Source organism: Streptomyces cyaneofuscatus, from assembly GCF_000718135.1.
Taxonomy (GTDB): Bacteria; Actinomycetota; Actinomycetes; order Streptomycetales; family Streptomycetaceae; genus Streptomyces; species Streptomyces cyaneofuscatus.
On record NZ_JOEM01000005.1, the window covers coordinates 83257 to 98507 of the forward strand.

Annotated in this window: 13 protein-coding genes; 2 read left to right on the forward strand and 11 right to left on the reverse strand. The window is 70.4% G+C overall.

Annotation, left to right across the window (positions count from 1 at the left end; genetic code table 11):
* Positions 1–32: 32 nt before the first annotated feature.
* Complete coding sequence (locus tag IF17_RS0109430; RefSeq protein WP_030564116.1) at positions 33–1184, forward strand: mechanosensitive ion channel family protein; 1152 nt, start codon at positions 33–35, stop codon at positions 1182–1184.
* Positions 1185–1199: 15 nt separating this feature from the next.
* Here IF17_RS0109430 and IF17_RS0109435 read toward each other — a convergent pair whose 3' ends face one another.
* The 5 genes from IF17_RS0109435 to IF17_RS0109455 all read right to left on the reverse strand — a co-directional run bounded on the left by IF17_RS0109435 (position 1200) and on the right by IF17_RS0109455 (position 5970).
* Complete coding sequence (locus IF17_RS0109435) at positions 1200–2786, reverse strand: Na+/H+ antiporter (RefSeq protein WP_030564118.1); 1587 nt, start codon at positions 2784–2786, stop codon at positions 1200–1202.
* Positions 2787–3008: 222 nt separating this feature from the next.
* A complete protein-coding gene (locus IF17_RS0109440; RefSeq protein ID WP_030564120.1) occupies positions 3009–3494 on the reverse strand; it encodes a GNAT family N-acetyltransferase in 486 nt (161 codons plus the stop codon).
* Positions 3491–4432: an RluA family pseudouridine synthase gene (locus IF17_RS0109445; RefSeq protein WP_018512010.1), complete on the reverse strand. Its 942-nt coding sequence runs from the start codon at positions 4430–4432 to the stop codon at positions 3491–3493. Before IF17_RS0109445 ends, IF17_RS0109440 begins: the two co-directional genes overlap by 4 nt.
* Before the next feature lie 61 nt (positions 4433–4493).
* Complete coding sequence (gene lspA, locus IF17_RS0109450; RefSeq protein WP_030564121.1) at positions 4494–5084, reverse strand: signal peptidase II; 591 nt, start codon at positions 5082–5084, stop codon at positions 4494–4496.
* 58 nt (positions 5085–5142) lie between these two features.
* The gene (locus IF17_RS0109455) at positions 5143–5970 is read right to left on the reverse strand and encodes a TraR/DksA family transcriptional regulator (protein ID WP_030564122.1); all 828 of its coding nucleotides are present in this window, start codon (positions 5968–5970) and stop codon (positions 5143–5145) included.
* Positions 5971–6547: 577 nt separating this feature from the next.
* On the opposite strand from IF17_RS0109455, the gene ileS reads away from it, so the two are divergent.
* Positions 6548–9691, forward strand: coding sequence for an isoleucine--tRNA ligase (gene ileS / locus IF17_RS0109460; RefSeq protein ID WP_030564123.1), 3144 nt, complete (start codon positions 6548–6550; stop codon positions 9689–9691).
* A gap of 383 nt (positions 9692–10074) precedes the next feature.
* On the opposite strand, the gene IF17_RS0109465 is transcribed toward ileS, so the two are convergent.
* The 6 genes from IF17_RS0109465 to ftsZ all read right to left on the reverse strand — a co-directional run bounded on the left by IF17_RS0109465 (position 10075) and on the right by ftsZ (position 15093).
* Positions 10075–11232 carry a DivIVA domain-containing protein gene (locus IF17_RS0109465; protein ID WP_030564124.1) on the reverse strand — a complete coding sequence of 386 codons (1158 nt, stop codon included), beginning with the start codon at positions 11230–11232 and terminating at the stop codon, positions 10075–10077.
* Between the two features lie 49 nt (positions 11233–11281).
* A complete protein-coding gene (locus tag IF17_RS0109470) occupies positions 11282–11566 on the reverse strand; it encodes a YggT family protein (RefSeq protein ID WP_030564125.1) in 285 nt (94 codons plus the stop codon).
* A gap of 90 nt (positions 11567–11656) precedes the next feature.
* Entirely contained in the window at positions 11657–12280 is a 624-nt protein-coding gene (locus IF17_RS0109475; protein ID WP_030564126.1) for a cell division protein SepF, read from the reverse strand.
* Between the two features lie 126 nt (positions 12281–12406).
* Positions 12407–13126 carry a YggS family pyridoxal phosphate-dependent enzyme gene (locus IF17_RS0109480; RefSeq protein ID WP_030564127.1) on the reverse strand — a complete coding sequence of 240 codons (720 nt, stop codon included), beginning with the start codon at positions 13124–13126 and terminating at the stop codon, positions 12407–12409.
* Positions 13127–13132: 6 nt separating this feature from the next.
* Entirely contained in the window at positions 13133–13873 is a 741-nt protein-coding gene (pgeF, locus tag IF17_RS0109485; RefSeq protein WP_030564128.1) for a peptidoglycan editing factor PgeF, read from the reverse strand.
* Entirely contained in the window at positions 13870–15093 is a 1224-nt protein-coding gene (gene ftsZ, locus IF17_RS0109490) for a cell division protein FtsZ (RefSeq protein WP_030564130.1), read from the reverse strand. Before ftsZ ends, pgeF begins: the two co-directional genes overlap by 4 nt.
* Between the last annotated feature and the right edge of the window lie 158 nt (positions 15094–15251).

Consider the following 15251-nt stretch of genomic DNA (forward strand, 5'->3'; position numbering starts at 1 on the left):
CAGTTGCGCCTCAATGCTTGGAGGACCGGACGATGGAGAACGTGCTGCGCCCGCTGATCGTCTTCGGCGGATCCGTGGTGATCACCCTGCTGATCGGCTGGCTGGTCGACCGGCTGCTGCGCAGGGCCGACAGCCGCCACCACGAGACCCCGCTGTGGGGTCTGCTGCGGCGCTGCCGGCCACCGCTGCAGGTGGTGATCATCACGGCGCTGCTGCGCGGCAGCTACCGGCAGTCGGGCATCGCCTGGGTGTGGGAGCACCGGGTCGGGATCGGCCAGGGCCTCTCCCTGGTGCTGATCGGCGCCACGGCCTGGCTGGTCGTGCGGGCCGCCGCGACGGTCGTCGAGTCCAGTTACGCGCGGTACGCGACGTCCACCCGCGATCCTGCCCGGGTCCGCCGGGTCCGTACGCAGGTGACGCTGATCCAGCGGGTCGTCATCGCGGTCGTGACGGTGGTCGCGATCGCGGCGATGCTGCTGACGTTCCCGGCGATGCGCGGGGTCGGCACCTCGATGCTGGCCTCGGCCGGTGTGCTCGGCATCGTCGCCGGTGTGGCCGCCCAGTCGACCCTCGGCAACCTCTTCGCCGGGCTCCAGATCGCCTTCGGGGACATGGTCAGGCTCGGCGACACCGTGGTGGTGGACGGCGAGTGGGGAACGATCGAGGAGATCACGCTGACGTTCCTGGCGGTACGGACCTGGGACGAGCGGCGGATCACGATGCCGGTCTCGTACTTCACGAGCAAGCCGTTCGAGAACTGGTCGCGCGGCGGGGTCCAGATGACCGGCACGGTCTTCTTCCACCTGGACCACGCGGCGCCGATCGCCCTGATGCGCAAGAAGCTGCGCGACATCCTCGGTGACATCGCCGCCTGGGACGGCCGGGACTGGTCCCTCGCCGTCACCGACACCACCCCGACCACCATCCAGGTGCGGGCGGTGGTCACGGCGAAGGACGCGGACGACATCTGGACGGTGCGGTGCGCGGTGCGCGAGCAGCTGATCGGCTGGCTGCGCGACCACCACCCGTACGCGCTGCCGCGCATCGCCAGCTCCCCCGCCGCGCTGCCGCCGGGCGAGCAGTGGGCGGAGCTGACGGGCGCGCGGCCCCGGCCCGGCCGCAACGGGTCCGGCCCCTCCCGCGACCTGGACGGTTCCAAGGCACCCCGGACGGGCCGCGGCTGAGAACCGCGCGGGCCCTCAGCGCAGGGAGCGCACGTCCAGGTAGCGCAGCACCCGGTCCACGACCTCGGGATCGGAGCCGGCCTCGTTGCGGGCCGAGAGGACCTCGTGGCGGGCGGCCGACATCATCTCGCGCTGGACCCGGCTGACCGCCTTGAACCGCTCGGCCCGCTTCGCGTACGCCTCGCGCCGCTCCTCGTCCACGATCTCCGGGTTGATCCGGGCCCCGATGTCGTACGCGGCCTTCTGGAGCCGCTCCACGACCTCGTCCGGGAACTCCTCGACCTCCTGGATCTCCTTGAGCCGGAGCTTGGCGGCCTTGGCGGCGCGCAGGGCGAGCTCTCGCTCCAGGGCCTCCTCGGCGTCCGCGTCGGCGCGTACGCCGAGCTTGCGGACCAGCCAGGGCAGGGTGAGCCCCTGGAAGACGAGGGTGACCATGATCACGCAGAAGGCGATGAAGATGATCTCGTCGCGGCCGGGGAAGGGCTGTCCGTCGTCGGTCTCCAGCGGAATGGCGAGCGCCAGCGCGACGGAGGCCACCCCGCGCATCCCGGCCCACCACATGACGACGGTCTCCCGCCAGCTGGTCGGGATCTCCTCGCTGACGTCCCGCCGGGTGTGGAGCTTCTTGGCGAGCCAGGTGGCGGGCAGCAGCCAGGCCAGCCGGACGCCGACGACGACCCCGACGATCACGAGGCCCCAGCCGAGCATCTGGAACTCGCGCCCGCCGGAGGTGCCGAACACGCTGTGCAGCTCCAGGCCGATCAGCCCGAAGGCCACGCCGGTGACCAGGGTGTCGACGATCTCCCAGAAGGTACGTCCGGTGAGCCGGCCGAGCACGTCGTCGGCGTCGGCGGTGTGCTCGGCGAGGTAGAGCGCGATGGTCAGGACGGCGAGCACACCGGAGCCCATCAGCTCCTCGGCGAGGACGTAGGCGACGAAGGGCACCAGCAGGCTCAGGCCGACCTGGAGGGTGGCGTCGCCCAGCAGGCCCATCAGCTTGATGGTGAGCCAGCCGAGCGCGAGGCCGACGGCGATCGCGACCACGGCGGAGAGGATCAGCAGCCCGAAGGCCTCGGGCACCGAGAAGGTGCCGCTCACCGCCGCGGCGATGGCCACGTGGTAGAGCACGATGGCGGTGACGTCGTTGAAGAGCCCCTCGCCCTCCAGGATCGACACCAGCCGGCGCGGCAGGCCGACCGAGCCCGCCACGGCGGTCGCGGCGACCGGGTCGGGCGGGGCGACGAGCGCGCCCAGCGCGACGGCGGCGGCGATCGGCAGGCCGGGCACGACGGAGTTGGCGACCGCGGCGACGGCGGCCGTGGTGACGAAGACCAGGGCGACGGCCAGCAGGAAGATCGGGCGTTTGTTGGCGGCGAACTGGCGCCAGGAGGTGCGCTGCACGGAGGCGTAGAGCAGCGGCGGCAGCAGGGCCGGGAGGATGATCTCGGGCGGGATGTCGACGTTCGGCACGAAGGGCGCGAACGCCATCGCGACCCCGGCCAGCGTCATCAGGACCGGTGCCGGCAGCCCCAGCCGGGCGCCGAGGGGCACCGTGACCACGGCTCCGAGCAGCAGCAGGAGCAACAGGGCCATCTGATCCACGGGAGGCGCCTTCCGGAGCGTACGGTTCCGGGCCTCTCACCGGGCCGACGTCCAGGTCACGGCTGGGCCGGGCCCGCGAGTCCGGCCGGGGTGAGCGGCCGTCAGGAGCCCGGCCGGGGCGACGGCCGGGCAGAGCCTCCACCCTGCCACGCACGGTTCACGGAACGGACGAGACCCCCCGCACTCCCCCCGCGCGGCGGGATCGGGCAGCCACGGTCCCGATCAGGCGGACATGGTCTTCCGGCGCATCGCCCGGTGCGGAATGCCCGCGTCCGGGAACTCGGGGCCGTACGCGACGTATCCGAGCCGCTCGTAGAAGCCGAGGGCGTGGGTCTGGGCGTGCAGGTCCACGGCGGTCAGGCCGAGCCGGACCGCCTCGTCCTCGATGGCGCGCACCAGGGCCGCGCCGACGCCGAGGCCGCGCGCCTGCCGGGTCACCGCGAGCCGGCCGAGCGAGCCGACGGTGAGGTCGCCGCCGGTCTTCCCGGCCGCGTCGGCGCCGTGCAGCAGCCGCCCCGTACCGAGGGCGGTGCCGTCGGCCGCCACGGCCAGGACGTGCACGGCGGTCGGGTCGTAGGCGTCGTACTCGATCTCCTCGGGCACGTTCTGCTCGCCGACGAAGACCTCCTTGCGCACCTGGAAGCAGGCCGCCAGGTCGCTCTCCTCGACGGCCCTGCGGACGGTGTACGGGGGTGGTACGGCGGTCACTGGCTCTCCGCGGCGATGGTGTCGAGGGCGTGCTGGAGGTCGGCCGGGTAGGTGCTGGAGAACTCCACCCAGCTGCCGTCGCTCGGGTGCTCGAAGCCCAGGCGCACCGCGTGCAGCCACTGCCGGGTCAGCCCGAGCCGCTTGGCCAGGGTCGGGTCGGCGCCGTACGTCAGGTCGCCGACGCAGGGGTGGCGGTGGGCGGACATGTGGACCCGGATCTGGTGGGTGCGGCCGGTCTCCAGCTTGATGTCCAGGAGGCTGGCGGCGCGGTACGCCTCGATCAGGTCGTAGTGGGTGACCGACGGCTTGCCCTCGGCGGTGACTGCCCACTTGTAGTCGTGGTTGGGGTGGCGCCCGATGGGGGCGTCGATGGTGCCGCTCATCGGGTCCGGGTGGCCCTGGACGAGCGCGTGGTACTTCTTGTCGACGATCCGGTCGCGGAACTGGGCCTTGAGCAGGGTGTACGCGCGCTCGGACTTGGCGACGACCATCAGGCCGGAGGTGCCGACGTCGAGGCGGTGCACGATGCCCTGGCGCTCGGCGGCGCCGGACGTCGAGATGCGGTACCCGGCGGCGGCGAGGCCGCCGATGACAGTGGTGCCGGTCCAGCCGGGGCTGGGGTGGGCAGCGACACCGACCGGCTTCATGATGACCACGATGTCGTCGTCGTCGTGGACGATCTCCATGCCCTCGACGGGCTCGGCCACGACCTGGACGGGGGCGGGTGCCTGGGGCATCTCGACCTCCAGCCACGCGCCGCCGTGCACGCGCTCGGACTTGCCGGCCACCGAACCGTCCACCTGGACCTTCCCGGCAGCGGCCAGCTCGGCGGCCTTGGTGCGGGAGAAACCGAACATCCTGGAGATGGCGGCGTCGACACGCTCGCCTTCCAGGCCGTCCGGTACGGGCAGGGTGCGGATCTCGGGGTGCGTACTCACCTGTCGAGTATGCCTTGCGCCGGAGACTCCCCGCGCAGCCCGGTCGGTCCCCTGTGGACGGTCAGTCCTTGTGCACGGTCCCGTCGGGGTCCAGCCCCTTGAAGGAGAGGATCACGATGAGGATGCCGCCGCAGACGATGGCGGAGTCGGCGAGATTGAAGACGGCGAAGTGCTTGGGGGCGATGAAGTCGACCACCGCCCCTTCGAACACGCCGGGCGCCCGGAAGATGCGGTCGGTGAGGTTGCCGAGCGCGCCGCCCAGGAGCAGTCCCAGGGCGATGGCCCAGGGCAGGCTGTAGAGCTTGCGGGCCAGCCGGATGACGACCACTATCACGCCGGCGGCGATGATGGTGAAGATCACCGTGAACGCCTCGCCGAACCCGAACGCGGCACCGGGATTGCGCAGCGCCCGGAACTGGAGCCAGTCACCGATGATGTCGATCGGCGGCTGGTGCTCCAGCTTGGCGACCACGATCAGCTTGGAGACCAGGTCCAGCAGATAGGCGACGATCGCGACGCCGACGAGCGCCAGGATCTTGCGCTTGCCCGTACCCGCGTTCACCGCGGCGTCGGCGGCCGTGGAGCCGCCTTCGTCCGTGTGCTCGGCCTCGGGATTGTCCGGCGTACCGATGATGCGCTCCGCCTCTGCCACGTGAGTCCCTCAACCTAGGTGCCTGACTGAGGACGAGGGTACGACACACCTGTGCGGGTCAGCCGCGCCGCTCCTGCTTCTGTTTGTCCTCGACGCAGAGGGTGGCGCGGGGAAATGCCTGCATCCGTGCCTTGCCGATCGGTTTGCCGCACACCTCGCAGAGCCCGTAGGTCCCCGCCTCCAGCCGGGCGAGCGCCCGCTCGGTCTGCTCCAGCGTCTCCTGGGCGTGGGCGGCGAGCGACAGCTCGTGCTCCCGGGTGATGTTCTTGGTGCCCGTGTCGGCCTCGTCGTCGCCCGCGCCGTCCCCGGAGTCCCGCATCAGCCCGGCGAGCGCTGCCCCTGAAGCCTCCAGCTCGCTGCGCAGCCGCATGATCTCGCTGGTCAGCAGCGTGCGTGCCTCGGTGACCTCCTCCGGCGTCCAGGGGTCCTCCCCGGGCCGTACCGCCAGTTCGCCGGGAGCGGTCGCGGCGGCTCCACGGGCCGGCGGCACGGCCGCCTCGTCCGTAGCGGCTGCGGGGCGACTCGCGCTCTTCTTGGCTACCACCGTGTGGGCTCCCGTCTCCTCGGCGGCCTGAGCCGCCCCCGTGGCCGTCTGTGCGGCCGTCTTCGAAGCCTTCTCGGCCGCGCTCTTCTTCGCGGCGCTCTTCTTGGTACTCGCGGTGCTCTTCTTGGCGGCGGCCTTCTTCGGAGCCGCCTTCTTGGCAGGCGCTTTCTTCGCGGCGGTCTTCATTGCGCCCGCTTTCTTCGCGGCAGCCTTCTTCACGGCCGCCTTCTTCGTGGGCGCCTTTCCGGCAGCCGTCCCGTCCTCGGACGTCTCGTCGGCCGGTGGCTTCCCGTCGGCCTTCTGCCCGGCCGCGGTCTCTTCCGCCGTCTTCTTCGCCACCATGGCCGCGGCCCCTTCACATATTGTGATCTTGCACGCGAATCGTGCTGGGACGATAAATCGACCCCAGCCCCGCGGCAACGGGGCACGCCGCCCTTTCGCCCCTCCCCGTACCCGGTCGTGGCGCGCCTGCATCCGTTGTTCCCAGCTCCCCGCCCGGTAATCCAGCCCCCGGCCGCCCCCGCGTCCCCGCGCCCAACTCCGTACGCCCCCGACTGGCCATTCGGGTCACGGCCGGACCCCGGTTAAACCGGTCGGCCGTCAGCCGTCCGGGCCCGTACACTGGGCGCAGCGAAAGGCATGGATGGGACGAGTAGCGCCGTACGCAGCCAGCAGCGACCCGGGGACGGTGGGAGCCCGGGGGCGAGCGCGTCGTGAAGATCACCCCGGAGCCGCCGGAAGAACGCCTCGGACCATGGGTTCCGCCCCACGGACACCGAGGCCACTAGACCCGGCATCGCGACCCCAATGAGGGGGCCACGGGCACGCGCCCGGGGCCAAGGAGGGTGGTACCGCGGGAGCGCCAGACGCTCTCGTCCCTCCGACGGAAGTGGAATACGTCCGCCGGAGGAAGCCGCACATGACATCGCCGCAGTACCGCCAGGTACCAGCCCAGGTCGACCTGCCCGCGCTGGAGCACGCCGTTCTCGACTTCTGGCAAGAGAACAAGGTGTTCGCCAAGAGCCTCGACCAGTCCGAGGGCCGCCCCGAGTGGGTCTTCTACGAGGGCCCGCCCACCGCCAACGGCATGCCCGGCGCCCACCACATCGAGGCCCGCGTCTTCAAGGACGTCTTCCCCCGCTTCCGCACCATGCAGGGCTACCACGTGGGCCGGAAGGCCGGCTGGGACTGTCACGGCCTGCCGGTCGAACTCGCCGTGGAAAAAGAACTGGGCTTCAACGGCAAGAAGGACATCGAGGCGTTCGGCATCGCCGAGTTCAACGCCAAGTGCCGTGAGTCCGTGACCCGGCACACCGACGCCTTCGCCGAGCTCACGACGCGTATGGGGTACTGGGTCGACCTGGACGACGCGTACCGCACGATGGACCCGGAGTACGTGGACTCCGTGTGGTGGTCGCTGAAGGAGATCTTCAACAAGGACCTGCTGGTCCAGGACCACCGCGTCGCCCCCTGGTGCCCGCGCTGCGGCACCGGCCTCTCCGACCACGAGCTGGCGCAGGGTTACGAGACGGTCGTCGACCCGTCCGTCTTCGTCCGCTTCCCCCTCACCAGCGGCCCGCTGGCCGGCGAGGCGGCGCTCCTGGTCTGGACGACCACCCCCTGGACGCTGGTCTCCAACACGGCGGTCGCCGCGCACCCCGGGGTCCGGTACGTCGTCGCGTCGAACGGCGAGGAGAAGCTGGTCGTCGCCGAACCCCTCCTGGAGAAGGCGCTCGGCGAGGGCTGGGAGGCGACGGGCCAGTCGTTCACCGGGGCGGAGATGGAGCGCTGGAGCTACGAGCGCCCGTTCACGCTGGTCGACTTCCCTGCCGAGGCGCACTACGTGGTCAACGCCGAGTACGTGACGACCGAGGACGGTACGGGTCTGGTCCACCAGTCCCCCGCGTTCGGCGCCGACGACCTCCAGGTCTGCCGTGCGTACGGCCTCCCGGTGGTCAACCCGGTCCGCCCCGACGGCACCTTCGAGGAAGACCTGCCGCTGGTCGGCGGCGTCTTCTTCAAGAAGGCCGACGAGGCGCTCACCGCGGACCTGGACGCGCGAGGGAAGCTCTTCCGCCACGTCCCGTACGAGCACAGCTACCCGCACTGCTGGCGCTGCCACACAGCGCTGCTCTATTACGCGCAGCCGTCCTGGTACATCAGGACGACGGCGATCAAGGACCGCCTCCTCCAGGAGAACGAGAAGACCAACTGGTTCCCGGACTCGGTCAAGAACGGCCGCTTCGGCGACTGGCTGAACAACAACGTGGACTGGGCGCTGTCCCGTAACCGCTACTGGGGCACGCCGCTGCCGATCTGGCGCTGCGAGGACAACCACCTGACGTGCGTGGGCTCGCGAGCGGAACTGACGGAACTGACAGGCACCGACCAGTCGTCGCTCGACCCCCACCGCCCGTTCATCGACGAGATCACCTTCACCTGCACGCACGAGAACTGCCAGCTGGAGGCGTACCGGGTCCCGGAGGTCATCGACGCCTGGTACGACTCGGGTTCGATGCCGTTCGCGCAGTGGGGCTACCCGTACAAGAACAAGGAAGTCTTCGAGAGCCGCTACCCGGCGCAGTTCATCTCGGAGGCCATCGACCAGACCCGCGGCTGGTTCTACACGCTGATGGCGGTAGGAACGCTGGTCTTCGACAAATCCTCGTACGAGAACGTGGTCTGCCTGGGCCACATCCTCGCCGAGGACGGCCGCAAGATGTCCAAGCACCTGGGCAACATCCTCCAGCCGATCCCGCTGATGGACCAGCACGGGGCGGACGCGGTGCGGTGGTTCATGGCGGCGGGCGGCTCCCCGTGGGCGGCACGGCGCGTGGGCCACGGCACGATCCAGGAGGTCGTCCGCAAGACGCTCCTCACGTACTGGAACACGGTGGCTTTCCAGGCTCTGTACGCACGCACGTCGGGCTGGGCCCCGTCGGCGGCCGACCCGGCCCCGGCGGACCGCACGGTCCTGGACCGCTGGCTGCTCAGCGAACTCAACGCGCTGGTCGACCAGATGACGCTCGCGATGGAGGGCTACGACACCCAGCGCGCCGGCAAGCTGCTCTCGGCGTTCGTCGACGACCTCTCCAACTGGTACGTACGCCGCTCGCGCCGCCGCTTCTGGCAGGGCGACAAGGCGGCGCTGCGCACACTGCACGAGGTCGTCGAGACGGTGACCCGGCTGATGGCCCCGCTGGTCCCGTTCATCACCGAGCGGGTCTGGCAGGACCTCATCGCGCCGGTGACCCCGGACGCCCCGGAGTCGGTGCACCTGTCCTCGTGGCCGAAGCCGGACCTGACGGCGATCGACCCGACCCTCTCCTCCCAGATGGCGCTGGTGCGCCGCCTGGTGGAGCTGGGCCGGGCGACGCGCGCGGAGTCGGGCGTGAAGACGCGCCAGCCGCTGTCTCGGGCACTGGTGGCGGCGAGCGGCTTCGAGTCGCTCGCTCCGGACCTGCGGGCGCAGATCACGGAGGAGCTGAACGTCACCTCGCTCGCCACGCTTTCGGAGGTCGGCGGCTCGCTGGTCGACACGACGGCGAAGGCGAACTTCCGGGCGCTGGGCAAGCGGTTCGGCAAGGGCGTGCAGGCGGTGGCCAAGGCGGTCGCGAACGCGGACGCGGCGGCGCTCTCCCTGGCCCTGCGCGAGGGCACGGCGTCGGTGGAGGTGGAGGGCGAGCAGATCACCCTCACCCCCGATGAGGTCATCATCACGGAGACCCCGCGCGAGGGCTGGTCGGTCGCCTCGGACGCGGGCGCGACGGTGGCCCTGGACCTGGAGATCACCCCGGAGCTGCGCCGCGCGGGCCTGGCCCGTGACGCGATCCGCCTGATCCAGGAGGCCCGCAAGAACAGCGGCCTGGACGTGGCGGACCGCATCGCCGTCCGCTGGACGACGACGTCCCCCGCAACGGCGGAGGCGCTCACGGAGCACAAGCCGCTGATCGCGGACGAGGTGCTGGCCCTGGACTACGCGGAGGGCGAGGCGGACGACACGTACGGCGCGCCGTTCGAGGACGAGGGCCTGGAGCTGGTGTTCCGCCTGCGCAAGCAGTAGGTCCGTACGCGGAGGGGCCCGGCCGGGAGGTCTCCGGCCGGGCCCTTCGCCGTCCCCCCTCAAGGGCTCCGCCCCCGAACCCCCGCGCCTCAAACGCCGGCGAGGCTGAAAGATGTCCTCAAGCGCCGGACGGGCTGGATCTGCCCTCCCGCACCCGAGAAGCCGGGGTCAGGCCCATCCAGCCCCTCCGGCGCTTGAGGAGCGGGGTCCGGGGCAGCGCCCCGGTTTCGGGAAGGGGCGGGGAGGGGAACAGCCCGCCCCAGGCGCCCCACCCGCACCCGCAACGCGGCGGCCGCCCACGGCAAAGGGCCGGGCCCCGGGGAAAACCCCGGGGCCCGGCCCTTTGACTGCCGACGGCTACGCGCTCAGCGAGCGCGATCCGATCAGTTGTCGTCCTCGTCGATCAGGAACCCACGCATCGGCGACGGCGCCTGCTGCATCGGCTGCGGCGCCTGAGGCCGAACCGGCGCCATCGGCTGCGTCATGGCCGGCGACATCTGCTGCTGGCCACCGTAGGACGGCGCACCGCCCATGGACTGGCCGCCACCCATCTGCTGGCCACCGTGGCCACCGTGGTTGGAGCTGCCCATGGAGTGACCCATCGCACCCGCACCGGCCGGAGCCAGCGAGGGGGACGGCGGCAACGAGGCCGTCGCCGGAGTCCGCGGCGGAGCGAGCGAGTCGTCCGACTGGGTCTCCAGCTGACGCAGCTGGCTCTCCAGGTAGGACTTCAGCCGCGTGCGGTACTCGCGCTCGAAGCCACGCAGGTCCTCGACCTTGCGCTCCAGCGTCGCGCGGGCCGACTCCAGCGAGCCCATCGCCACGCGGTGCTTCTCCTGCGCGTCCCGCTCAAGGGCATCCGCCTTGGCGCGCGCATCGCGCTCCAGTCCCTCGGCACGGCTGCGCGCCTCGCCGACGATCTTGTTGGCCTCGGAACGGGCCTCCGCGATCGCCTGGTCGGCGGTCTGCTGCGCGAGCGAGAGGACACGGGCGGCGCTGTCGCCACCGGGGCCCTGCCCCTGCTGCTGCATCTGCGGCTGCTGCATCTGCTGCATTTGCTGCATCTGCTGCTGCTGGGGGTGCTGCCCCATGGGGCCGCCCATCGGGCCACCCATGGGACCGCCCTGCATCGGGCCCGGACCCTGCGGGCCGCCGTGGCCGCCCTGGGGGCCATGACCGCTGGGACCGGCAGGCAGCTGCGGAGCTCCACCGGGCAGCTGGGGCGGACCCATCTGCGGGGGCTGCTGCTGCTGCGGCGGTCCAGATATGGCGGCGGGGACGGGAGCGCCCGGGCGGTCCTGCTGCTCCGGGGGCTTGCGCATACCCTGCTGCTGCTGTTGCTGCTGCTGCTGCTGGTTCTGCGCGGCGGCACGCGTCGCGGCGGCCAGCTTGGCGCGCAGGTCCTCGTTCTCACGGAGCAGACGGGTCAGCTCCGATTCGACCTCGTCGAGAAAGGCATCGACCTCGTCCTCGTCATAGCCTTCTCGGAGGCGGACGGTCGTGAACTGCTTGTTCCGCACGTCCTCGGGGGTCAACGGCATCTCTTCTTCACCTCTACGTAGTCGTCGGCAGTCGGCAAGACCGTATCGCTCACAACCTGACCACAACGCTGATCAGGATGTAGACGATGATCATCAGAACGAAGAAGGACAGGTCGAGTGCCACGCCCCCGAGACGCAGCGGCGGAATGAACCGCCGCAGAAGCCTGAGCGGTGGATCGGTGACAGTGTAGGTGGCCTCAAGTACGACCACCATCGCCTTGCCGGGTTGCCATGAACGTGCGAACTGGAAGACGTAGTCCATGACCAGCCGGAAGATCAGCACGATGAGGAAACACATCAGCGCGATATAGACCACATCCAGTGCGACGCCCATGTCTCGCGCTTCCCTCTCCCCTGGCTCTCGTAGCTCCGGCCTCTCGGCCGGCACCGGCCTCGCGGCCGGGTTGTTCCCGGTGTCGTGTTCTCAGCTCTGGTTGAAGAATCCGCCCTCTGCGATGCGGGCCTTGTCCTCCGCCGTGACATCGACGTTAGCAGGCGACAACAGGAACACCTTCTGCGTCACGCGTTCAATGCTGCCATGGAGCCCGAAGACGAGTCCTGCGGCAAAGTCGACAAGTCGCTTCGCGTCCGTATCGTCCATCTCCGTGAGGTTCATGATCACCGGAGTGCCCTCACGGAAGTGTTCCCCGATGGTACGGGCCTCGTTGTAGGTCCTGGGGTGCAGCGTGGTGATGCGGTACGGCTCCCGCTCGGACACGACCTTGGGCATGATCACCGGTGCGTTCTTCTCCATGTTCGGGCGTTCAGGTGTGATGGATGCCACGGGTGCGATTCGGGCGGGTCGCCCGCTTTCCGCGGGGAGCTGAACCGGCTCGCGCTGGGCGGGCGGCTGTACCACTCGTACCGGTTCGTCCCTTTCGCGCTCCCGCTCGCGCTCGCGTTCCACCTGGTGCGGGGGCTGATGCCGTCGCCGATCGGGCTCCGGCTCAGGCTCGAATTCGTCATCGGGGTCGAACCCCGGACCGTCGTACCCATCGTCCTCCACGAGGCCGAGGTAGACCGCCATCTTGCGCATCGCGCCGGCCATGCTCCGAGTCCTCCGCTCTGTGGTGGATCGGCATTCGTCACCAAGTGCCCGCGATCCACTGTGGTCCGCCCCGTCGTGCTGGGGAATGACCATATTTTCTGCTGTGGTCCGACTTGCTTCGCGACGTTACCCGAGCCCGGGTCGGACTCCGAGTACCGCCGTACCGACGCGTACATGTGTCGCTCCGGCCGCCACCGCGTCCTCCAGGTCCGCACTCATACCTGCGGAGACCATGGTGGCAGCCGGATGACCGGCGCGCAGGCGGGTGGCGAATTCCATGAGCCGGTCGAACGCGGCCCGTTGCCTGCCGGCAAACGGTCCGGCCAGCGGCGCCACGGTCATCAGACCGTCGAGCCGCAGACCCTCCGCCGCGTCGACCGCGGCCGCCAACTCCTCGATCCCGTCGGGCGCGACGCCGCCGCGCTCTCCGCGCTCCCCGCTCTCCGCGTCCAGGGCGACCTGGATCAGACAGCCGAGCTCGCGCTCCGCACGGACCGCCGCGGCCGAGAGGGCGGTGACCAGCTTGATCCGGTCGACCGACTGCACGACATCGGCATAACTCGTCACAGAACGAACCTTGTTCGTCTGCAATTGTCCGACAAAGTGCCATGTCAGGGAAAGATCCGCACAAGCGGTGGCTTTCGGTGCCGCGTCCTGGTCACGATTCTCCGCGACATGGCGCACACCCAGTTCATGCAGCATCCGCACGTCGCTCGCGGGGTAGGTCTTGGTGACCACGATCAGGGTCACCTCCTCGCGCTTGCGGCCGACCGCGGCGCAGGCGGAGGTGATCCTTTCCTCCACCTGTGCGAGATTCGCCGCGAGTTGAGCCTTACGGTCCGTCATGCCCTATCAGTCCAACCAGACATATCCGGCGAGCCGCCCGGTGGTGCGGTCGCGGCGGTACGAGAAGTGGTCGCCCGATTCACGGGTGCAGACCGGCGAACGGTGCAGGTCGCTCACCCCGAGAGCGGCGAGCTGGGCGTGGACTCCGCCGGTGACGTCGACCGCCGGGGTTCCCCAGCTGGTCTCCGACCAGGTGCCGGGGACCACGTCGGCGACCTCGGCCCGCATCTCCTCGGGCACTTCGTAGCACCGCCCGCAGACGGCAGGCCCGGTGTGTGCGGTGATCCGGGACGGGCGTGCGCCCCGCGCGATCATGGTCTCGACCACCGCCGGGACGACTCCGGCGACCAGCCCCGGCCGCCCGGCGTGCGCCGCCCCGACGACTCCGGCGACCGGATCGACGAGGAGGACGGGGGTGCAGTCGGCGGTGAGGACGGCGAGCGCCAGTCCGCGCCGCGTGGTCACCAGCGCGTCCACGGCCGGAATCTCCGCGTCCGCGCCCCACGGTCCGTCGACCACCGCCACGTCCCGGCCGTGCACCTGGTTCATCCAGACGACCGAGGCCGGGTCGAGGCCGAGCCGGCGGGCCGCACGCTCGCGGTTCGCACCGACGGCGGCGGGGTCGTCACCGACCGCGCCGCCGAGGTTGAGCTCACCGTACGGAGCGGCGCTCACTCCGCCCCACCGGTCGGTGAAGGCGAAATGAGCGCTGCCCGTGACGGGTTCCGCCTGGTGCTGACCTATCACTTCAAGAAGTCCGGTACGTCCAGCTCTTCGGCCTGGGTGTCCTGGTAGGGACGGGCCGGCGGGACGTGCGGCGGAGAGACCTGCGACAGCGGGCCCTCGCTCGAAGCCGACGCGGGGGCGGGCTCGGCCGGGGCCGGGCTCTCCTCGCGCGGAGGTACGGAACCGAGTCCGCCCGACGGGCGCGCGCTCTCGGCGGAGGGCCTGGCCGGGGCGGCCGGCTCCTCCCTCTTGTTCGTGCTGGCGCCGAGGGTGCTCTCGCGCCGGGCCGGCGGCTGTCCGCCGTCGAATCCGGCCGCGATCACGGTGACCCGCACCTCGTCACCCAGGGCGTCGTCGATGACGGCGCCGAAGATGATGTTCGCCTCGGGGTGTGCCGCCTCGCTCACCAGCTGGGCGGCCTCGTTGATCTCGAAGAGACCGAGGTCACTGCCGCCGGAGATGGAGAGCAGGACACCACGGGCACCGTCGATGGACGCCTCCAGGAGCGGCGAGGAGATCGCCATCTCCGCCGCGGCGACCGCGCGGTCGTCGCCGCGCGCCGAGCCGATGCCCATGAGCGCCGATCCGGCCTCGGACATGACCGACTTGACGTCGGCGAAGTCGAGGTTGATCAGGCCCGGCGTGGTGATCAGGTCGGTGATGCCCTGGACACCCGAGAGCAGGACCTGGTCGGCCGACTTGAAGGCGTCGAGCACGCTGACCTGGCGGTCCGAGATGGACAGCAGGCGGTCGTTGGGGATGACGATGAGGGTGTCGACCTCTTCGCGGAGTTCGGCGATGCCGTCCTCCGCCTGGTTCGCGCGTCGCCGGCCCTCGAAGGTGAACGGGCGGGTGACCACACCGATCGTCAGGGCGCCCAGCGAGCGTGCGATGTTGGCGACGACGGGTGCGCCGCCGGTGCCGGTGCCGCCGCCCTCTCCGGCGGTGACGAAGACCATGTCGGCCCCCTTGAGGACCTCCTCGATCTCCTCACGGTGGTCCTCTGCCGCCTTACGACCGACGGCCGGGTTCGCCCCGGCGCCGAGGCCCCGGGTGAGTTCGCGGCCGACGTCGAGCTTGACGTCGGCGTCGCTCATCAACAGGGCTTGTGCGTCCGTGTTGATCGCGATGAACTCGACGCCCTTGAGACCGACCTCGATCATTCGGTTGATGGCATTGACACCACCGCCGCCGACACCGATGACCTTGATGACTGCGAGGTAGTTCTGCGGTGCTGCCACGTCGAAGGCCTCTCGCCTCGAGTTACGTGTCGTCGCTCTGCGGAGGACCCGCGGCGACGACTGATGTCGATGGGGACGGTCCGAACGCCGACCCAAACCCTAACGTTCAACTTTAGGGTTAACAGTGTGTCTGCTTCCTGGACTCTTCCGAACAGGAC